This is a genomic window from Bacillus cereus group sp. N31 (assembly GCF_016483245.1).
GTDB classification, from domain to species: domain Bacteria; phylum Bacillota; class Bacilli; order Bacillales; family Bacillaceae_G; genus Bacillus_A; species Bacillus_A toyonensis.
The window spans coordinates 52094-74595 of the sequence record NZ_JAEHCH010000007.1 but is presented as its reverse complement, the minus strand read 5'-3'; the positions used below and the strand labels follow the sequence as shown (position 1 = coordinate 74595).

Sequence of the window (22502 nt, the reverse complement as noted above, 5' to 3'; positions counted from 1 at the left end):
TAAATGTTCGATTTTTGTTGGCAAATTGAATTGAAAATAGGTATAATAAGATTAGCAATTCAGTTAAGGAGGAATTTTGAATGAGTGATCGTCAAGCGGCATTAGATATGGCGTTAAAACAAATAGAGAAGCAATTCGGTAAAGGTTCAATTATGAAATTAGGAGAACAAGCTGAGCGTAGAATTTCTACAATTTCAAGTGGTTCTTTAGCACTTGATGTGGCACTAGGGGTAGGCGGATACCCACGTGGCCGTATTATTGAAATTTACGGACCTGAAAGTTCAGGTAAAACAACAGTTTCATTACATGCAATCGCTGAAGTACAGCGTCAAGGTGGACAAGCAGCGTTTATTGATGCGGAGCATGCAATGGATCCTGTATATGCACAAAAATTAGGCGTTAACATAGATGAATTACTATTATCACAGCCTGATACAGGGGAGCAAGGACTAGAAATCGCAGAAGCACTTGTACGAAGTGGCGCGGTTGACATTATCGTAATTGACTCTGTAGCAGCTCTTGTACCGAAAGCAGAGATCGAAGGAGACATGGGTGACTCACACGTAGGTTTACAAGCACGTTTAATGTCACAAGCACTTCGTAAGCTTTCAGGTGCAATCAATAAATCAAAAACAATCGCAATCTTTATCAACCAAATTCGTGAAAAAGTTGGGGTTATGTTCGGGAACCCAGAAACAACTCCGGGTGGTCGTGCGTTGAAATTCTATTCAACAGTTCGTCTTGAAGTACGTCGTGCTGAGCAATTAAAACAAGGTAACGACATCGTCGGTAATAAAACGAAAGTAAAAGTAGTGAAAAATAAAGTAGCACCACCATTCCGTGTTGCTGAAGTTGATATTATGTACGGAGAAGGTATTTCAAGAGAAGGTGAAATCTTAGATATGGCTTCTGAACTTGATATCGTTCAAAAGAGTGGTGCTTGGTACTCGTATAATGAAGAACGTTTAGGACAAGGTCGTGAAAATTCAAAACAATTCTTAAAAGAGAATACGGATTTAAGAGAGGAAATTGCCTTCTTTGTTCGTGATCATCACGGAATTGGTGAAGACTCAGGTGTGGAAGACACGGAAGATTCAACTCTTCAAGATTAAAAAATAAAAGACACGGTCCCGTGTCTTTTATTTTTTTACCTTCTATTAAAATCGTGTATATCGCAGTAGTTAAAAAATTTTTTTGACTCAAACGGGATGTGTAAAGAGGGATATTCATATGTTTTAAGGGAATAAAATGGTATTTACTAAGGTTTTCCAGGATAATATGCTATCAATTTTTCAAATTTAGATAACATTCAGGACTGAAGGTAAAGAAAGTAAAAGTAGACAACGCTTGACAATGAAAATTACGATAGATACAATGAGAATGTATATTTTTTCTTATATACGATATACTCTTCTCAAGAAGAGAAGTAATATTCGGAGTAAGGTTTAAATCTTGCCGAAATAATAATATGACATTTTAATTGTGAAATGAAGAAAGTCCCTTAAAAAAGCGGGACGACGGTCTTTGCTGTATGTTGTAATTCAATGTACATGCCGACAGTCTTTTTTCATTCATAGCAAGGGGAGGTGAAATCATGACGAGTACATTTTGGATACTCATCTCCATTTTGCTTGCAACAGCAGTCGGTGCAGTTGTTGGCTTTTTTGTTCGAAAGTCTATTGCTGAAGCGAAGATTAATGGTGCAGCTAATGAAGCGAAACGTATTTTAGACGAAGCGAATCGTGATGCTGAAGCACTTAAGAAAGAAGCGCTTTTAGAAGCAAAGGATGAAATTCATACACTTCGTACAGAAGCTGAATTAGAAATTCGTGACCGTAGAAGCGAATTACAAAAACAAGAAAATCGTTTAATGCAAAAAGAAGAGAACCTTGATCGTAAAGACGAAACGCTCGATAAGCGCGAGCAACAGTTAGAGAAGAAAGAGGATTCTCTTGTAGCGAAACAACAACAGATTGAAGAGTTGGAAAGCAAAGTGGGAGAGTTAGTTCAAAAGCAACAAACAGAATTAGAGCGCATTTCCAATCTGACACGCGAACAAGCGAAAGCAATTATTCTTGGTAAAGTGGAAAGTGAAGTTTCTCATGAAATTGCCGTTATGGTAAAAGAAAGTGAAATTCGCGCGAAAGAAGAAGCGGATAAGAAAGCAAAAGAGATTTTATCTCTTGCAATGCAAAGATGTGCAGCTGATCATGTTGCTGAAACAACCGTTTCGGTTGTAAATCTTCCAAATGACGAAATGAAGGGACGTATTATCGGGCGTGAAGGTCGTAATATTCGTACGTTAGAAACGTTAACGGGTATTGACTTAATTATCGATGATACACCAGAGGCAGTAATCCTTTCTGGATTCGACCCAATTCGTCGTGAAACAGCTCGTATCGCTCTTGATAAACTAGTACAGGACGGACGTATTCACCCAGCGCGTATTGAAGAGATGGTCGAAAAATCAAGACGTGAAGTGGACGAGTATATTCGCGAAGTCGGAGAGCAAACAACGTTTGAAGTGGGTGTTCACGGATTACATCCAGATTTAATTAAGATTTTAGGTCGTTTGAAATACCGTACAAGTTACGGACAAAACGTCTTAAAACACTCTATGGAAGTTGCATATTTAACTGGACTTATGGCAGCAGAGCTTGGTGAGGATGAAAAACTAGCAAGACGTGCAGGTCTATTACATGATATCGGGAAAGCTATTGATCATGAAGTAGAAGGTAGTCACGTTGAAATTGGTGTTGAACTCGCGACGAAATATAAAGAGCATCCTGTAGTTATAAACAGTATTGCATCTCACCATGGTGACACAGAACCAACTTCTATCATTGCAGTTTTAGTTGCAGCAGCAGATGCATTATCAGCTGCAAGACCGGGAGCTCGTAGTGAAACGCTTGAAAACTACATTCGTCGTCTTGAAAAGTTAGAAGAGATTTCAGAGTCTTATGAAGGCGTTGAAAAATCATTCGCAATTCAAGCAGGACGTGAAGTTCGTATTCTGGTAAAACCAGATACAATCGATGACTTAGAAGCTCATCGTTTAGCTCGTGATATTCGAAAACGTATTGAAAATGAACTGGATTACCCAGGACATATTAAAGTAACTGTTATTCGTGAAACACGTGCAGTGGAATACGCAAAATAAAGTGGTGAAACACCACTTTATTTTTTTGTGTTGGAATTGGATAAAATAAAGAAAATCAAGTGAAACAAACTTATAATAAATTTGTTGTAAGGAAATTGCTTGAAGTTATAGTAATAAAAAATGTAGTACATAGAAAGGGTAAGACATATGAGAATATTATTTGTTGGGGATGTAGTAGGATCTCCTGGTAGAAGTATGATTCAACAATACGTACCGGCGTTAAAGAAAAAATATACACCTACAGTAACAATCATTAATGGAGAAAATGCAGCAGGTGGGCGTGGTATTACAGAAAAAATTTATCGAAACTTTTTAGAGTGCGGCGCACAAGCGGTTACACTTGGAAACCATGCTTGGGATAATCGTGAGGTATTTGAATTTATAGATGATGCAAAATATCTTGCAAGACCAGCTAACTTCCCAGAAGGAACACCGGGAAAAGGTCTTATATTTGTGAATTGTAATGGAACAGAAGTTGCAGTTATTAACTTACAAGGGCGTACGTTCCTTCCTCCGATTGATTGTCCATTTCGAAAAGTGGATGAATTAATTAACATTGCGAAAAAACGTACGAATATTATCTTTGTTGATTTTCATGCGGAAACTACAAGTGAAAAACAAGCGCTAGGTTGGTATGTAGATGGTCGTGCTACAGCGGTAGTAGGTACACATACTCATGTACCTACAGCAGATAATCGTATTTTACCAAGCGGAACAGCATACATTACAGATGTTGGTATGACAGGCCCGTATGACGGAATTTTAGGTATGGATAGAGAAGCGGTCTTGAAGAAGTTTTTAACAAACTTACCGGTAAGATTTGAAGTGACGAATGGTAGAACACAATTAAGTGCAGTGCTAATTGATGTGGATCCGAATACAGGAAAAGCAAAGAAAATTGAGCGCATTTTAATTAATGACGATCAACCATTTTTTGAGTAAATCTCCGTAAAGATTTAGATAAGTTATTATATTTTAATTTTTTAGAAAAATTACGAAAATTTAGCAGGAATACGCGCCATTCCTCGTGAATATAAGTTAAAGTGATATAATTGCTAATACTTTTTAAAGAAACGAGGAGGAAACGCGGAATGGAAATATTAAAAGTTAAAGCAACGTCGGTCCCTAATTCTGTAGCTGGTGCACTTGCAGGTGTTATTCGCGAACGCGGAACAGCAGAAATTCAAGCTATTGGTGCAGGTGCATTGAACCAAGCGGTAAAGGCAGTAGCAATTGCAAGAGGGTTTGTAGCGCCTAGTGGTTTGGACCTGATTTGTATCCCAGCGTTTACAGATATTATGATTGATGGGGAAGAGCGTACAGCAATAAAATTAATTGTAGAACCTCGTTAAGTTTAAACAACCTGTTTGCAGTATGCAAACAGGTTATTTTTATAGTGGAGGAATGAAAATGAAAATTTTTGATGCTCATTGTGATGTACTCTTACAGTTATGGATTGCAAAGGGGAAAAAGAATTTTAAAAATGATTCACAATTACATATTACATTTGAACAATTAAAGAAAAGAAAAGGAAGTATACAATGTTTTGCTATATATGTGCCAGAAACAGTAGCATATGAAAAACGTTTTGAAGCGGCATTACAAATGATAGATATTTTTTATAATGAAATTTTATCGCTACCAGGTGTGAAGTTGATCCGAACGAAAGCTGATATAAGTATGTTAAAACAGGACGAGATTGGAGCTCTTTTAACATTAGAAGGATGCGAAGCAATTGGAAAAGAAGCGATGAAATTACGTTTGTTTTATCAATTAGGTGTACGTTCCTTTGGATTAACATGGAACTATGCGAATTTGTTAGCTGATGGGGCGCTAGAGACACGTGGAGCAGGCTTAACTACTTTCGGTAGACAAGTTGTACAAGAACTTAATAGGTTACATGTATGGACCGATCTGTCCCATTTAAATGAGAGAAGTTTTTGGGATGTGATAGAAATTGCAAATAATCCTATTGCATCTCACTCAAATTGCTATAAACTGTGTGACCATCCACGTAATTTAAATGAGGAACAAATTCAATTCCTTATAAAGCGAAATGGCATGATTGGTGTCACTTTTGTACCTCAGTTTCTTACAAATGAAAAACAAGCGAATATTACAGATATAATAAAACATATCGATTATATTTGTTCGCTAGGTGGAGAAAACAACATAGGGTTTGGTTCAGATTTTGATGGGATTTTAGAAACAGTTGTAAATGTATCGGTGTATGAAGATTATGAAAATGTAATTAATGAACTATATAAACACTATGCTGCATCAACTGTAGAACGATTTTTGTATGATAACTTTGTTGAACATATAAGTTTTTAAGTGTTTTGTTTTAAAAAATCAGAAAAATTAAAATAAATCCAATTGATATTATTGCTTTTTTTAGGACCTAATACTAGAATGAAAAACGAAATAGCTTTATACTTAAGATTCAGGGAAATCAGAAGAGGCATAATTTGCGTCCGTTGTAGTTTATTTGCATAAAAAATGCTAAACTAATACTGTAAAAAAATACACTACAATGAATGCAGCCAAAAGGGGTGTAGGAGATGATTAGTCAACTTTCATGGAAAGTTGGAGGCCAACAAGGTGAAGGAATTGAAAGTACAGGGGAAATCTTCTGTATAGCATTAAACCGATTAGGATATTACCTATACGGTTACCGCCACTTCTCATCACGTATAAAAGGCGGCCATACAAATAATAAAATTCGCGTAAGTACAACAGAAGTACGTGCGATCTCAGATGACTTAGATATTTTAATTGCTTTTGATCAAGAAACAATTGATTTTAACTTCCACGAACTACGTCCAGGCGGAATTGTCGTTGCGGATGCGAAATTTAATCCAACAATACCTGACAATACAGATGTAAAATTATATGTGATACCGTTTACAGATATTGCTTCAGAATTAGGCACATCATTAATGAAAAACATGGTTGCTGTTGGAGCATCAAGTGCGGTATTAGGTTTAGACGAAACAGCTTATTTGGATGTTGTTGAAGAAATCTTTGGTCGTAAAGGAGAGCAAGTCGTTCAAAAGAATATGGACGCAATTAAACGCGGCTCTCAATATATGAAAGAATTGCTAGGTGAGAAAGTAAACATGATGCAGCTTGAAAAAGCTGATGGTAAGAAACGCATGTTTATGATTGGAAACGATGCAATCGCATTTGGTGCGGTAGCTGGTGGCGCTCGTTTTATGTCAGCATATCCAATCACACCTGCATCTGAAATTATGGAATACTTAATTAAAAAATTGCCTAAAGTCGGCGGAACAGTAATCCAAACTGAGGATGAAATCGCAGCTTGTACAATGGCAATTGGCGCAAACTATGCTGGTGTTCGTACATTAACAGCATCTGCAGGGCCTGGTCTTTCTTTAATGATGGAAGCGATTGGGTTAGCAGGTATTACAGAAACACCGCTAGTAATTGTTGATACGCAACGTGGTGGTCCAAGTACGGGGTTACCAACGAAACAAGAGCAGTCTGATTTAATGGCCATGATTTACGGTACGCATGGTGAAATTCCAAAAATCGTAATGGCGCCAAGTACAGTGGAAGAAGCTTTCTATGATATTGTAGAAGCGTTTAACTTAGCTGAAGAATATCAAGTGCCTGTTATTTTCTTAACAGATTTACAGCTTTCTTTAGGTAAACAAACTGTAGAACCGCTTACGTTAGATAAAGTGGAAATTCGTCGCGGTAAGCTGGATTTAGAAGCAGAATTACCAGAACGTGAAAATAAAGCATACTTCAAGCGTTATGAAGTAACAGAAGATGGCGTTTCACCACGTGTTTTACCTGGTATGAAAAATGGTATTCACCATGTTACAGGTGTAGAACATGATGAAACTGGTAAACCATCTGAATCGGCAATAAACCGTAAAGATCAAATGGACAAACGTTTCCGTAAAATGGAGAACTTGAAGTTTAATACCCCTGTTTATAAAAATGTTAAGCATGAGGAAGCAGATGTATTGCTTGTTGGATTTAACTCAACTCGTGGTGCGATCGAAGAGGCAATGGAGCGTTTAGAACAAGAGGGTATGAAAGTAAACCATGCTCAAATCCGTTTAATTCACCCGTTCCCGAAAGCTGAAATCGATCCACTTGTGAAAAATGCAAAACGTGTTGTAGTTGTAGAAAACAACGCGACTGGTCAGCTTGCTAACATTATGAAAATGAATCTTGGTAGTGGTGAGAAAATTTCTAGTCTTTTAAAATATGATGGAAACCCATTCTTGCCAAAAGAGATTTACAACGAATGCAAAAAAGGGGTTGTATTAAATGGCAACATTTAAGGACTTTCGTAACAGTGTAAAACCAAACTGGTGCCCAGGTTGCGGAGACTTTTCGGTGCAAGCTGCAATTCAGCGTGCGGCAGCTAACGTTGGCTTAAATCCAGATGAACTTGCTGTTGTTTCTGGTATTGGTTGTTCAGGTCGTATATCAGGTTATATTAATTCATATGGTGTGCATAGTATTCATGGACGTGCCCTTCCGATTGCACAAGGTGTGAAAATGGCAAATCGTGATTTAACAGTTATCGCATCAGGTGGTGACGGTGATGGATTTGCGATTGGTATGGGACATACAATCCATTCTATTCGTAGAAACATTGACATTACGTATATAGTAATGGATAACCAAATTTACGGATTAACAAAAGGCCAAACTTCACCACGTAGTGAAGCTGGATTTAAAACGAAAAGTACACCACAAGGTTCGATTGAACCATCATTAAATGTTATGGAAATGGCATTAACAGCTGGTGCAACATTTGTGGCGCAAAGCTTTTCAAGTGATTTAAAAGAATTAACGCAAATTATTGAAGCTGGTATTAACCATAAAGGGTTCTCATTAATTAATGTATTTAGTCCATGTGTTACTTATAATAAAGTAAATACGTACGATTGGTTCAAAGAGAACTTAACGAAACTAAGTACAGTAGAGGGATATGATCCATCTAATCGCATGATGGCTATGCAAACATTAATGGAAAATAACGGATTAGTAACAGGTTTAATTTATCAAAATACTGCGCAACCATCATATCAAGAACTTGTAAAAGGCTATAGTGAAAAGCCATTAGTACAAGCTGATTTAAATATGGATCAGAAAATGTTTGATGAGCTTGTTGCTGAATTTATGTAACGATTAGAAGGTTGCCATTTGGCAACCTTTTTTTACTGAATGAAAAATATAGGATAGCTTTGTTTACTTGGAAAATTCAGAATGGTAAAATAATATAAGGATCGTTGTATGGAAATGGCAAGTTCATTGTTTATGAAATGTAAGATAAGGCAGGGCCTATTCCTTGTTAAAATTGGCTAAACGCTTCATACTATGGTAATGTGTATAGGGATAAAGCAATATGCTTTTGGGTAGGACAAGATGAAATAATAAAAAGGGAATGTCTATTTGTGTGGGGAAGACTTCATTCTTACGGATGATTAGATCGATTACTCAAGTTTCAAAGGACAAGTTATCTCTCAATCAAGCTATCTAACCATTTTTAAGGTGGGTCTAAGCGCATTAAAATAGACTACAGAGTGTGTATAGTTAAGGGTGAAAGGAGATTACCGATGAACGAGCAACAACGATTAGCAAGTCAACAAGCAAATTCCTCTACGAAAAAAGAAGAGAAAGATTATAGCAAATACTTTGAAAGCGTATATCAACCACCTTCCTTAAAAGATGCCAAAAAGCGTGGAAAAGAAGAAGTTAAAATTGAACGGGATTTTGGCTTACCTGAAGAGTTTCGTAATTTTGGTGCAGGAAGAAAGTTTTATATTCGTACATATGGGTGTCAAATGAATGAGCATGATACGGAAGTAATGGCAGGTATTTTCACAACACTTGGATATGAACCGACATTTTCAACTGAAGATGCAGATGTAGTTTTATTAAACACTTGTGCAATTCGTGAAAACGCTGAAAATAAAGTGTTTGGTGAACTTGGTCATTTAAAATCATTAAAACGTAGAAATCCGGACCTTTTAATTGGTGTATGTGGTTGTATGTCTCAAGAGGAATCTGTTGTAAATAAAATCATGCAAAAAAATCAGCATGTAGATATGGTATTTGGCACGCATAATATTCATAGATTACCGTACATTCTAAAAGATGCAATGTTCTCGAAGGAGACGGTAGTTGAAGTTTGGTCAAAAGAAGGAGACGTAATTGAAAACCTTCCGAAAGTACGTCGTGGCGATATTAAAGCTTGGGTAAATATTATGTATGGCTGTGATAAATTCTGTACATATTGTATTGTACCGTATACACGCGGAAAAGAGCGAAGCAGGCGTCCAGAAGATATTATTCAAGAGATTCGTCATTTAGCTGCGAATGGTTATAAAGAAATTACGCTACTTGGACAGAACGTAAATGCATATGGTAAAGACTTTGAAGATTTAGAATACGGTCTTGGCGATTTAATGGACGAACTTCGTAAAGTTGATATTGCCCGTATTCGTTTTACAACGAGTCATCCACGTGATTTCGATGACCACTTAATTGAAGTGCTTGGAAAAGGTGGAAATCTAGTGGAACATATTCACTTACCAGTTCAATCTGGAAGCACAGATATGTTGAAAATTATGGCACGTAAATATTCACGTGAACATTATTTAGAACTTGTAAGAAAAATTAAAGAAACAATTCCAAGCGCAGTATTAACAACTGATATTATCGTCGGTTTCCCAAATGAAACAGATGAGCAATTTGAAGAAACGATGTCGTTATATCGTGAAGTAGGATTTGATACTGCATTTACATTTATTTATTCCCCGCGAGAAGGTACACCAGCTGCAAAAATGAAAGATAATGTGCCTATGGAAGTAAAGAAAGAACGACTACAACGATTAAACACACTCGTAAATGGGTTGGCAGTTGAAAAGAATAATCGTTATAAAGGTCAAGTTGTAGAAGTGTTAGTTGATGGGGAAAGTAAAAATAATCCGGAAGTACTTGCAGGTTATACTCGTACGAATAAACTTGTAAACTTCGTCGCTTCAAAATCTTTAATTGGTCAGCTTGTGAAAGTAAAAATAACGGAAGCAAAAACTTGGTCTCTTAACGGGGAATTAGTTGAGGAACCGATTGAGGTGAAATAATAGATGAAAGTATATACGAAAGACGAAATTGTAGAGCAAGCGAAAGAATTAGCGAAAATGATTTCTGAAACAGAAGAAGTTGATTTTTTTAAGAAAGCAGAGGCGCAAATTCATAAAAATGAAAATGTAAAGCACGCAATTGATGAAATTAAAGCATTGCAAAAACAAGCAGTTAACTTGCAACATTACGGGAAGTGGGAAGCTTTGAAAAAAGTAGAAGCTGAAATTGACGCACTTCAAGATAAGTTAGACAATATTCCAGTTGTGCAGGAGTTTAAATCTTCACAAACATATGTAAATGACTTACTACAGTTAGTTGCGAGTACCATTTCTAATAATGTTACAGATGAAATATTAGTTTCAACTGGCGGCGATGTACTTAAGGGTGAAACTGGTGCGGCGGTAGAAAGTAAAAAAGGAAATTGTGGTTGTTAAAGAGATGTCATATTGACATCTCTTTTTTTTAGTGGATTAAACGTAAGTTCTTCTCAAAAAAAGAATGACACATTCCGCTATTGTCACGCATATGATTAAGTGAATAGTGATTGAGGAGGGTTACGAATGTCCGAATTTAGAGAGATTATTACAAAAGCAGTGGTTGGAAAAGGACGTAAGTATACAAAGTCAACGCATACATGTGAATCGAATAATGAGCCGACAAGTATTTTAGGGTGCTGGGTAATTAACCACTCGTACGAAGCGAGAAAGAATGGAAAACATGTAGAAATTGAAGGTTTCTATGATGTGAACACTTGGTATTCGTTTGATGGCAATACAAAGACTGAAGTTGTAACAGAACGTGTGAACTACACTGACGAAGTAAGCATTGGTTATCGTGATAAGAACTTCTCTGGTGACGATTTAGAAATTATTGCTCGTGTCATTCAACCGCCAAATTGTTTAGAAGCTCTTGTATCGCCAAATGGGAATAAAATTGTTGTAACTGTAGAACGTGAATTTGTAACAGAAGTAGTTGGGGAAACAAAAATTTGTGTAAGTGTAAATCCTGAAGGTTGTGTAGAATCAGATGAGGATTTCCAAGTCGATGATGATGAGTTTGAAGAATTAGATCCGAACTTTATCGTTGACGCAGAAGAAGAGTAATAGAAAGCTAGGGAGAAGTTCTTCCTAGCTTTTTACTTTACATAAGTGGTGCTGAATGAACATGAATCTTTATGAAATATGTTATAATGAAGAAAGACTCCTGAAATAGGAGAGATGGATGTCCGTGAAGTGTGACATATATAAAGTTCAACTAATAATCAGTGGGGGGGCATCCCCACTGATTATTAGTTGAACCAATCGGGCTTTTACGGACAGTTGATCTCCCACCTAACTTCTTTGTTCCAGCCGATTTTTGAGGTGGGAATCTTACTGCCCGTTAATGCGGGATGAATATAGATTATTATGTAAAAATTATGGAGGAAAGACATGACGCAATATACGCCTATGATACAGCAATACTTAAAGGTTAAGGCAGACTATGAAGATGCCTTTTTATTTTTCCGATTAGGTGATTTTTATGAAATGTTCTTTGAAGATGCGGTTAAAGCAGCTCATGAACTTGAAATTACATTAACGAGCCGAGATGGTGGTAGTAGTGATCGTATACCGATGTGCGGTGTACCGCATCATGCAGCTAAAAATTATATTGAACAACTTGTTGAAAAAGGATATAAAGTAGCTGTTTGTGAGCAAGTGGAAGATCCAAAAACAGCTAAAGGTGTAGTACGTCGTGAAGTAGTACAACTAATTACGCCAGGAACGATGATGGAAGGGCGTACAATAGACGAGAAAGAGAATAACTTTTTAGCAGCATTAACACATTTCGAAGATGGATCTTATGCGCTAGCTTGTAATGACTTAACGACTGGACAAAATACAGTGACGTTGTTAACAGGTTCAGTAGAAGATATTTTATTAGAGGTGTATGCAACTGGTTCGAAAGAAATTGTTGTAGATTCTACATTTTCAAAAGATGAATTAAATAAATTAACTGAAACATTAAAAATGACGATTTCGTATGAAGATGCAACAACGATTCCGGAAGGGTTAGAACATCTTGTGAAAAATGTTTCACAAGCAAAGTTACTTAAAGCGATTGGACGCTTATTTAACTATGTGATAAGAACACAAAAACGTTCATTAGATCATTTGCAACCAGTAGAAATTTATTATACAAATCAATTTATGAAAATTGATGTGCACTCAAAACGTAATTTAGAGTTAACTGAGACTCTTCGTACGAAAGAAAAAACAGGCTCACTATTATGGCTATTAGATAAAACGAAAACAGCTATGGGTGGCCGTATGTTAAAACAGTGGATGGAACGTCCGCTTATCCAGAAAGAGAAAGTGGAAGAACGTTTAGAAATGGTAGAAACATTTGTAAATGATTACTTCTTACGTGAAGATTTAAAAGAAAAGCTAAAAGAAGTATATGATTTAGAGCGTTTAGCAGGGAAAGTTGCATTTGGTAATGTAAATGCACGGGACTTATTACAGTTAAGACGTTCTTTACTTCAAGTACCAGCTATTTTAGAAGCGATTAGTCTTTTAGATAATGCTTATGCAGCAAGGTTAATTCAAGGTGCGGATCCATGTGAGAGCTTAACTGAATTACTAGGAAGAAGTATTCAGGAAAACCCACCACTTTCTATTAAAGATGGAGATATTATTAAAGACGGTTATAATGACAAGCTTGATCAATATCGTTACGTGAGCAAAAATGGGAAAACGTGGATCGCGGAGCTTGAAAAACGAGAGCGTGATATTACAGGGGTTAAATCATTAAAAATTGGATACAACCGTATTTTCGGCTACTACATTGAAGTGACGAAGGCGAATCTTGCAGCGCTTCCAGAAGGGCGCTATGAGCGAAAACAGACGCTTGCTAATGCTGAGCGTTTCATTACAGATGAACTGAAAGAAAAAGAAACGTTAATTTTAGAAGCAGAAGAGAAAATTGTACAACTGGAATATGATTTATTTACAGCACTTCGTGAAGAAGTAAAAGTATTCATTCCGAAATTACAACATTTAGCGAAAGTAATTAGTGAATTAGATGTACTACAAAGCTTTGCGACTGTAAGTGAAGAAGAGCAGTTTGTAAAACCCGTGCTAACAACGAAGCGTGAAATCTTTATTAAAGATGGTCGCCATCCTGTCGTTGAAAAAGTATTGAACGGGAAATTGTATGTACCAAATGATTGTATTATGCCAGAGAAGATGGATGTCTTTTTAATTACAGGACCGAACATGTCTGGTAAAAGTACGTATATGAGACAATTAGCACTTGTTACTGTTATGTCACAAATTGGTTGTTTCGTACCAGCGACAGAAGCGGTATTACCTGTATTCGATCAAATCTTTACGAGAATTGGTGCAGCGGATGATTTAATTTCAGGTCAAAGTACATTTATGGTTGAAATGTTAGAAGCGAAAAATGCGATTGCAAATGCGTCAGAAAGAAGTTTAATTTTATTTGATGAAATTGGACGCGGTACATCAACGTATGATGGTATGGCGCTTGCACAAGCAATCATTGAACATATTCATGACCAAATTGGTGCAAAAACATTATTCTCTACGCATTATCATGAATTAACGGTGCTAGAAGAAAGTTTAGATCAACTGAAAAATGTACATGTTTCAGCTATTGAAGAGAATGGAAAAGTAGTCTTCCTTCATAAAATTCAAGATGGAGCAGCCGATAAAAGTTACGGAATTCACGTTGCGCAACTTGCTGAGCTTCCAGATAGCTTAATCGCTCGTGCAAAAGAAGTGTTAGCGCAACTAGAAGGACAAGAAGAAATTATTATTCCAAAGCGTGTAGAAGTAAAGGTACAAGAAGTTGTTCCAGAACCTGTAGTTGTAAAAGAAGAACCGGCAGAAATACAAGAAAAGAAAGAAGAGACTGAAGAAGAGTCACAACTATCTTTCTTTGGAGGAGATCAATCTTCAAAAAAACAAGACAAGCCTGTGCTTGATCAAAAAGAAAGCGCAGTACTTGCACAAATTAAAAAAATTGATTTACTAGATATGACGCCTTTAGAAGCGATGAACGAACTGTATCGCTTACAGAAAAAGTTAAAGAAAGGATGAGTAAGTAGATGGGGAAAATTCGCAAACTCGATGATCAACTCTCTAACTTAATTGCGGCAGGAGAAGTAGTAGAGCGCCCTGCCTCAGTCGTAAAAGAACTTGTGGAAAATTCTATCGATGCGAATAGTACGTCTATTGAAATCCACTTAGAAGAAGCTGGTTTATCAAAAATTCGCATCATTGATAATGGAGATGGCATTGCCGAAGAAGATTGTATCGTTGCATTTGAACGCCACGCAACGAGCAAAATTAAAGATGAAAACGATCTGTTCCGTATAAGAACGCTCGGATTCCGCGGTGAGGCATTGCCAAGTATTGCCTCAGTTAGTGAATTGGAATTAATCACTAGCACAGGTGATGCGCCGGGTACCCACCTTATCATTAAAGGTGGAGACATTATAAAACAAGAAAAAACAGCGAGCCGAAAAGGAACGGATATTACAGTACAAAACTTATTCTTTAATACACCAGCGCGTCTTAAATATATGAAAACAATTCATACAGAGCTTGGGAATATTACAGATATCGTGTATCGTATTGCAATGTCACATCCAGAAGTATCGTTAAAACTGTTTCATAATGAAAAGAAATTGCTTCATACATCCGGAAATGGTGATGTAAGGCAAGTACTTGCATCAATTTATAGCATTCAAGTTGCGAAGAAGCTTATTCCAATTGAAGCTGAATCTTTAGATTTCACAATTAAAGGGTATGTAACATTACCAGAAGTAACGCGAGCGTCTCGTAACTATATGTCAACGATTGTAAATGGCCGTTACGTGCGAAATTTCGTATTAATGAAAGCAGTTCAGCAAGGATACCATACATTACTGCCAGTTGGACGATACCCAATCGGCTTCTTATCGATTGAAATGGACCCAATGCTTGTTGATGTTAACGTACATCCAGCGAAATTAGAAGTTCGATTTAGTAAAGAACAAGAATTGCTAAAGCTTATTGAAGAAACATTGCAAGCTGCATTTAAAAAAATACAGCTCATTCCAGATGCAGGCGTAACAACGAAGAAAAAAGAAAAAGACGAAAGTGTGCAAGAACAGTTCCAGTTTGAGCATACAAAGCCGAAAGAACCATCTATGCCGGACATCGTTTTACCGACTGGCATGGATGAAAAACAAGAAGAACGAACGACTGTGAAACAGCCAGCAGAGCTTTGGCAACCGCCGAAGCGAGAATGGCAACCACCACAGTCGCTCGTAAGAGAAGAGCAAAGTTGGCTGCCATCCTCTAAACCAATAATCGAAGAACCGATTCGAGAAGAGAAATCGTGGAACAGTAACGATGACGACTTTGAATTAGAGGAATTGGAAGAAGAGATCGGGGAAATAAAAGAGATTGAAATGAACGGTAACGATTTACCACCACTTTATCCAATTGGACAAATGCACGGAACATATATTTTCGCTCAAAATGATAATGGGTTATATATGATTGATCAACATGCCGCACAGGAACGTATTAATTATGAGTACTTCCGTGATAAAGTAGGACGAGTAGCGCAAGAAGTACAAGAACTACTTGTACCGTACCGTATTGACCTATCTCTTACTGAATTTTTACGTGTCGAAGAGCAACTAGAAGAACTTAAAAAAGTCGGCCTATTTTTGGAACAATTCGGCCATCAATCTTTTATTGTTCGCTCGCATCCAACGTGGTTCCCGAAAGGACAAGAAACAGAAATCATTGATGAGATGATGGAGCAAGTTGTCAAACTAAAAAAAGTTGATATTAAAAAGTTACGTGAAGAAGCAGCCATCATGATGAGCTGTAAAGCATCGATTAAAGCAAATCAATATTTAACGAACGATCAAATATTTGCTTTACTTGAGGAACTTCGTACAACAACAAATCCATACACATGCCCGCACGGGAGACCGATTCTTGTACATCATTCTACTTATGAGTTGGAGAAGATGTTTAAGAGGGTTATGTAGGGATACTAAAATTAGATATTAAAAGGGAGCAACAGTAAATGTTGCTCCCTTTTAATATGTAGAGTTAATTGTTAAACGAAAATAAGGTGGATTGATTTTACAGTTTATTTCTAGACTAAGTAAGCTTTAATTTATCTATGTATAAAAAAGCGCCGTATATCAGCACTTTTTAAAGGTACGTAAATTGTATAATAAAGATTTCTACATTATTAAACACATAACTATGCATGACCAAATATTGATTCTTATTTGGTTAATTGTTATAAGGATCTATAGGATTATTTGTTTTTATTATTATTATTAATTTTTTCAGTATATAAAACCTGCTCTTTATAATGCTTTTTAATTGGGAAGTTATGTGTACCTGTGCCGTTCTTGAATTTTTTATCAATGGGGTTCTTTAGAGGGACTGTTGTAGTTTCAGTAAATTCATATGGGTAATTTATTTTAGATTTATCTTCAAACATGAAAATGCCTCCTTTTTAGGATTTCCTGAATTCTTTACTATAACATGATATGCATATAGAGTTTTTTTGGACTAGTTATTTATATAGGTTAGAACAATTTAATTACATAACTACTGAAATATTTTAAAGGAAAACAATTTGAGAGAGGTATTGTAATGATAGCCGTTCACTATTATTGTTGTTTAAGTTATCGTGGTGTGTTTGAAATTCTGAAAGGACGTAGCATATTGGTCTATCTAATAACCATTATGTGGCGAGTTTTTTTATTTATCGGTGAAACAAACAATGCATATATATTCGTTATAGATTGTTTTTATAATGTAATATATATATAGTTTTCCTGATAATATAATGCGGAATATTATAGTGTTATTAGGTTATTAGGAACACTTAATGTTGTTTCACAACTGAAAGCGAATTGAAAAAGAACTGAAACTTTTCTCATAAAAATTCAATCTTACTTGAAAAATGAAAGGAAAATGAAATTTTCCAAAAGAAATTCTTTGTTAAGATAAAAAGCATACATAAAAAAAGTATTGACATATCTTAAAAGTGTGTTTTCAAGATATAGTGGGGGAAAAGATGAGAATAGAAAAACAATTAATAAAAAAGATGTATTATGAAACATTCCTAATGGAAAATGAAACAAAACCACCTCTTGACGTACTTGGGGAAGTTTATGTAAACGAAGAAAAATATGAAATTTCCGATGGGTCTTATATTCGTTTTGCACAAGGTGAATTTTATTATCACCATCAAGATTTTGAAGCAGCTATTTTCAAATGGGAGAAAGTTGGCAACGAACTAGCACCATGGGCACAAAAAAACATTGCGGATGCTTACTTTGAACTGAACCGACTATCAGTTGCTGAAGAGGTTTATACTTCCATTACTACTGATAACAAAATATTGATGACCGAAATTGGACTGCAATTACTTTCTCTTTACATCGAGCAAAATAATTTTGAATCAGCTTTCACTGTAATTAAAGAGGCGGTTTCTTTAAATCCCGATTATCCGAATGTCACCAAAATTGCCCGTTCTTTTTATGAAGAACAGCAAGATTTTGATAGTGCAGTAGAGCTTGCTGTGAATGAGCTGGTTCGAACAGAATCTTATCCTTGGTTTGAGGTGCTAAAAGGGTATATCGATAAAGGATTTACTAAAAATATTTCACCAGACTATTTTCATGAAGTATTAGTTACATTAAATCATGTAGATCAAGTGCAATTTACACAAATTGTATCATCACTTTGGAACAGTTATAAAAATGAACAAAATTACTTATTATGGCTTAACACAATAAATGAGTTTTTCTTACATATCGAAATACATTCGTCCGATATATGGGACAAAATTTCTTCTCTTTACGAAGAAACGTATTTTGAATTAATTCAAGGCCAATATACGCTTAGACAATTACATGATATCATTCCAAATCTGTTAACAAATTGGTTAAAGGTAGTCAATTCTTCTTATGCTGTATTTCCATCAGCAGCTGTATTGGCATGGGATGAGATTTTCCCTTCCAAAATAGATGCAGCAAATATAAAAAATGCAGAAAACCTACTGTTGTATTCTATTAATCATGTGGATGGCTTAGAGTATAGTTTACATCTTTTTGAATCTATTACACAGTGGGCACAAAAGCATGATATAGAAATGGGTCACCGATTTAGATGGTTAGTTAGCGAACTTGCAGATTTAAGAACAAATCGTATTTTAGTAACGGGCACTTCAGGAAATGGAAAAACTGCATTTATTAACTCTATAGTAGGAGAAAATATATTAGAAAACTCAATTTCAAATGTAGTGGTTTTAAAAAATGATGCTCATACAGAAATTAACGCTATAACAGACTCAGCAATTACAACAACTGAGAATTTCTCTGATTACCATGATATGATGTCTTTACACCACCAAACGTATAGAGATAGAGCGTGTGTTGAATTTAAACTACCATGCAAATTTTTAAGTAAAAATAAACTTACATTTGTAGTTACACCTGGCTTTAATAGAAATAACGATACTAGAGATGAGATATTTGAATATCTGAATTCTGTAGACGAATTATTGTTCGTATTGAATGCGGATTCACCTTTTACTGACAAAGAACGTGACATTCTATTAAGTATTCAAGAACATACACCAAATCTACAAATTCATTTCTTATTAAATAAAATCGATAACATTTACAGTGAAGCAGAAGTAAAAAGAGTTTTACATGATACGCAAGCGAGAATAAACGCGTATTTCCCGCAAGCGAGACTTTTCCCTTACTCTTCGTTATATACAAGTAATCAACAACTAAATGATTTAACTGAGTTTATTCGTTTTAACTTTAACTATAAAAATATCGATGCAGATCGTACTGAAAAGCTATTGTTTTTCATTCGAAAAACAATTACATACCTTTTAGATAAACGCGTTGAGAAGGAAAACAATCTAGTGGATGCTATGAATTGGAATGAAGATATGTTAGTTAAATTAAATGGTAGTATTAATAACCTTACTGCTTTTGAGAGGGAAAAAATTCATATCATTACACAATCGTATCGTACAATGAAAACAGAAATTACGAATGATCTTACTGAACATATTCCGAAGCTACTGCAGAGTTGTTCTGATTTAATCAGTGAAGAAAGCGATTTTGGAAACATTGAAATGGAACTAAATACAGCAATGAACGAAAGAGTACACAAATATTTAGAACAAACTGTATTACCTAACTTTGCTCGTTCTATGCAAAATTGGATTGAAACTTCTAATAATGAGTTACTTCAAAGTCAATCGCACTTAGAAGAACTCAGTGAAGGACTTAATTCTTTATTTGGAGAAAATCGAATACAATTAGAATGTGACTTTAAAGTGCTTGATGACTGGCGCAGAGATACTGATAGAATGACGACTAGAATACAAATGGAAGAAGTAAATATTTTACGCCGATTTACGCCAGCGCAATTTTTACTGAAAAGTGCCGGTAAATTATTTGGGGTTCTTCCAAAGAATAGATCTATGCTATATAACAAATATAAACAGTATATAGAAAATGAAGATTATACAGAAGTAACGGCTTCTATTATGAAGAAATTTTTCTTGCAATTTGAGCTGTTTGAAAATACACAAGAGCGGGATATTAATATGTTCTTTAGAAATCCATTTAACTCCTTGAAACAAGCTGTAGAAAATACGCAGTTAGAAATACAAGAAAAACAAGAGATATTACATAAAATGAAATCAAATCCTGAAGTGTATCATGATTCTATAACGCTCTTTGAATTGAGATTACGTCAATGTGAAGTAATCTTAAATATAGGTGAGTATAATGCCTATACAGATTTAAATTTAGAAACAAGCATAGAATAAACGTAAAACAACTCCAAAAGTGGATTTTGGAGTTGTTTTTTTGTTTATATCCGTTGTTATAAGAGGGGAAAAAGGGAGCAACCGTAATGAGTTGCTCCCTTCGCATATATAGATTATTTTTCAGTTTCTTTAATTTTAGTTTTTACTTCGCCAGTTTTAATTTTATTACTTTCTGAGAAACGTAATAAATCGCCTTCAATAATTTTGTCAGACATACGTAATTCATTTTGTGCACGGTTAATGAGTGCTTGAGCTTCTTTTTTTGGTAAATCTACAATTTCACCTGTTATGCGGTCATAAAAATTGTTGTTTTTGTATGCATATTTGTCTGTAACGAAGCTACCATCACGTAAAACAACAAATCCTGTATATTCATCTGAAAACATATCGTGACCAAAACGGATATCGTTCGTAGTATCAATCCCTAATAAATTTAGAATAGTAGGTTTCACATCAATTTGTCCCGTAGGCTTTGAAATCGTTTGACCTTTTGTTTGTCCAGGGATATGAATATATAAAGGTGTACGTTGTAAATGTAAAGTATCAAATTCTGTTATTTGATCTTTTTCTAAAAACTGCGCCATTGCGCGGTTATGTTTTTCAGAAATGCCATAATGATCACCGTATAATACAATAATAGAATCATCATAAAGCCCCTCGGCCTTTAAACGCTCAATAAAGTTTTTAATGGATTCGTCTAAGTAACGTGATGTTACGATGTAACGATCAAATACGCCATTACCAGAGTTATATGGTTCAATGAATTTTGTGTCTTCATCATACGTAAATGGATAATGGTTTGTTAAAGTAAGGAAACGAGCGTAAAATGGTTGATCAATCGTTTTTAACATATCTACTGATTGATCAAAGTATTCTATATCTTTTAATCCCCAATTTAAATTTGTTTCGGGCGTGATTTTGTAATCAAGTTCATTATAGTAACGATCATAACCAAGAGCTGAGTACATAATGTTACGATTCCAAAATGTTGCGTTATTCGCATGGAATACAGAAGTGAAATAACCTTGTTCACGTAAAATTTCTGGAGTTGCAGTATAATCATTGTTTCCGTGTGTGAAGAATACAGCTCCACGGTTTAATGGATACAACGATGTATCTATTAGAAATTCAGAATCGGATGTTTTTCCTTGTCCAGTTTGGTGGAAAAAGTTATCAAAGTAATAGCTTTCATTTATGAATTCATTCAAGAAAGGTGTAACTTCTTGACCATTGACGGATGCTCCTATTAAAAAGGTTTGCAAGGATTCAAGAGTAACGACAATTACATTTTTTCCTTTCGCTGTGCCAAACATATTAGGATTTGGTTCACTTTGGGTTGCTTTTACGTAGTTTTCAGTTTCTTGTAATTTACTACTATCAGCGAGTGCCTTTTGTGATCCTGCTTTTGCTTGCAGCGTTAAATCATATATTTGGTGAGTGTATAGTCCTAAATTTTTGACAAGCATTACTCGGTCGAAGGATCTCGTTAATAATTCAGGGCGTTCTTTTTCTGCAAGATGCAGATTTGCAGAAAATACAGCAATTGTTAAGGCGAAATATAGTAAGCGTGTAGAATGTGTTACACGTTCTGTTTTAAAGACCAATGTCTTCTTTTTTAATAAAATAAAGAAGAAAATAATGTCTACGAATGCGAGTATAATTTTGTAGTTCAATATTTCTATAATACTACCGCCTAATTGGCCAAAGTTTGATGTTTGTCCAAGTACTGGTAACGTAACGAAATCACTATAAAAATCATAGAACATTACATTTCCGACAAGTACGATCGTTAATAAGAAATTAATACATAGCGCTATATAATTTCGCTTTTCACCAGTTGCAAATAATGCTAATCCAACAAATGCTAACGATGCAGCGAGAGGACTAATAAACAAAATAAGCTCTTGTGTAGAAGACTCAATTTTTAAATCAAAACTGAATCGCGTAATAAGATATGTTTTTAACCATACTGCTAAAGCAATTATGATAACAAAGCTTATATTTTGCATTTGTAAATTTATTTTATTCTTCATTTTTACACCTTCTTTATAAAATTTATTTAACTAAGGTTATATGTTATATTTTTATAACTATTATAGTAGGGTGAACCATTTAAATTATGTTTTCTAATGGTAATAATTTGCAGTGTTCCTATACATACAATGGGGAATTTAAATGCGAAGTAACATAAATTTAATTTTTTTAGATGCGAAGCAGAAAAAGTCATATTTGTAGTGAAAGTGACTTATAGACATCCTAACATATTAAACACTATGATGATGTTACAAAATATCGAACAAATGAAAGTGAAAAGGAATAG

Annotated in this window: 15 protein-coding genes and 1 pseudogene; 14 read left to right on the top strand and 2 right to left on the bottom strand. The window is 35.3% G+C overall.

Annotated elements, in window-relative coordinates; all coding sequences use genetic code 11:
* Positions 1–80: 80 nt before the first annotated feature.
* The 12 genes from recA to mutL all read left to right on the top strand — a co-directional run bounded on the left by recA (position 81) and on the right by mutL (position 16349).
* On the top strand, positions 81–1112 hold the full coding sequence (gene recA, locus JDS81_RS11800; RefSeq protein ID WP_001283854.1) for a recombinase RecA: 1032 nt from the start codon (positions 81–83) through the stop codon (positions 1110–1112).
* 482 nt (positions 1113–1594) lie between these two features.
* A complete protein-coding gene (gene rny / locus JDS81_RS11795; RefSeq protein WP_097953974.1) occupies positions 1595–3160 on the top strand; it encodes a ribonuclease Y in 1566 nt (521 codons plus the stop codon).
* A 147-nt stretch (positions 3161–3307) separates the two neighbouring features.
* Positions 3308–4102, top strand: coding sequence for a TIGR00282 family metallophosphoesterase (locus JDS81_RS11790; protein WP_001221099.1), 795 nt, complete (start codon positions 3308–3310; stop codon positions 4100–4102).
* A gap of 149 nt (positions 4103–4251) precedes the next feature.
* The gene (gene spoVS / locus JDS81_RS11785) at positions 4252–4512 is read left to right on the top strand and encodes a stage V sporulation protein SpoVS (RefSeq protein WP_000404341.1); all 261 of its coding nucleotides are present in this window, start codon (positions 4252–4254) and stop codon (positions 4510–4512) included.
* A 58-nt stretch (positions 4513–4570) separates the two neighbouring features.
* Entirely contained in the window at positions 4571–5494 is a 924-nt protein-coding gene (locus JDS81_RS11780) for a dipeptidase (protein WP_097953973.1), read from the top strand.
* Positions 5495–5721: 227 nt separating this feature from the next.
* A complete protein-coding gene (locus tag JDS81_RS11775) occupies positions 5722–7479 on the top strand; it encodes a 2-oxoacid:acceptor oxidoreductase subunit alpha (protein WP_097953972.1) in 1758 nt (585 codons plus the stop codon).
* A complete protein-coding gene (locus JDS81_RS11770) occupies positions 7466–8332 on the top strand; it encodes a 2-oxoacid:ferredoxin oxidoreductase subunit beta (RefSeq protein ID WP_000190161.1) in 867 nt (288 codons plus the stop codon). Before JDS81_RS11775 ends, JDS81_RS11770 begins: the two co-directional genes overlap by 14 nt.
* A gap of 431 nt (positions 8333–8763) precedes the next feature.
* A complete protein-coding gene (gene miaB / locus JDS81_RS11765; RefSeq protein WP_001005380.1) occupies positions 8764–10293 on the top strand; it encodes a tRNA (N6-isopentenyl adenosine(37)-C2)-methylthiotransferase MiaB in 1530 nt (509 codons plus the stop codon).
* A gap of 3 nt (positions 10294–10296) precedes the next feature.
* Positions 10297–10728 (top strand): YlbF/YmcA family competence regulator, encoded by a 432-nt coding sequence (locus JDS81_RS11760; RefSeq protein ID WP_000870465.1) that lies wholly within the window; start codon positions 10297–10299, stop codon positions 10726–10728.
* Positions 10729–10854: 126 nt separating this feature from the next.
* Complete coding sequence (cotE, locus tag JDS81_RS11755; protein ID WP_001288802.1) at positions 10855–11397, top strand: outer spore coat protein CotE; 543 nt, start codon at positions 10855–10857, stop codon at positions 11395–11397.
* A gap of 327 nt (positions 11398–11724) precedes the next feature.
* A complete protein-coding gene (gene mutS, locus JDS81_RS11750) occupies positions 11725–14397 on the top strand; it encodes a DNA mismatch repair protein MutS (protein ID WP_000195987.1) in 2673 nt (890 codons plus the stop codon).
* Between the two features lie 8 nt (positions 14398–14405).
* Positions 14406–16349, top strand: a complete 1944-nt coding sequence (gene mutL, locus JDS81_RS11745) for a DNA mismatch repair endonuclease MutL (protein ID WP_097953971.1) — start codon at positions 14406–14408, stop codon at positions 16347–16349.
* A 278-nt stretch (positions 16350–16627) separates the two neighbouring features.
* On the opposite strand, the gene JDS81_RS11740 is transcribed toward mutL, so the two are convergent.
* A complete protein-coding gene (locus JDS81_RS11740; RefSeq protein ID WP_000461139.1) occupies positions 16628–16816 on the bottom strand; it encodes a hypothetical protein in 189 nt (62 codons plus the stop codon).
* A 113-nt stretch (positions 16817–16929) separates the two neighbouring features.
* On the opposite strand from JDS81_RS11740, the pseudogene JDS81_RS30365 reads away from it, so the two are divergent.
* Together JDS81_RS30365 and JDS81_RS11735 are read left to right on the top strand one after the other, a co-directional pair.
* Positions 16930–17067, top strand: a pseudogene (locus JDS81_RS30365) (IS6 family transposase); the annotation flags it as partial.
* 331 nt (positions 17068–17398) lie between these two features.
* Complete coding sequence (locus JDS81_RS11735; protein ID WP_098054477.1) at positions 17399–20182, top strand: dynamin family protein; 2784 nt, start codon at positions 17399–17401, stop codon at positions 20180–20182.
* Positions 20183–20295: 113 nt separating this feature from the next.
* On the opposite strand, the gene JDS81_RS11730 is transcribed toward JDS81_RS11735, so the two are convergent.
* A complete protein-coding gene (locus tag JDS81_RS11730; RefSeq protein WP_097953969.1) occupies positions 20296–22215 on the bottom strand; it encodes an LTA synthase family protein in 1920 nt (639 codons plus the stop codon).
* Positions 22216–22502: the final 287 nt, after the last annotated feature.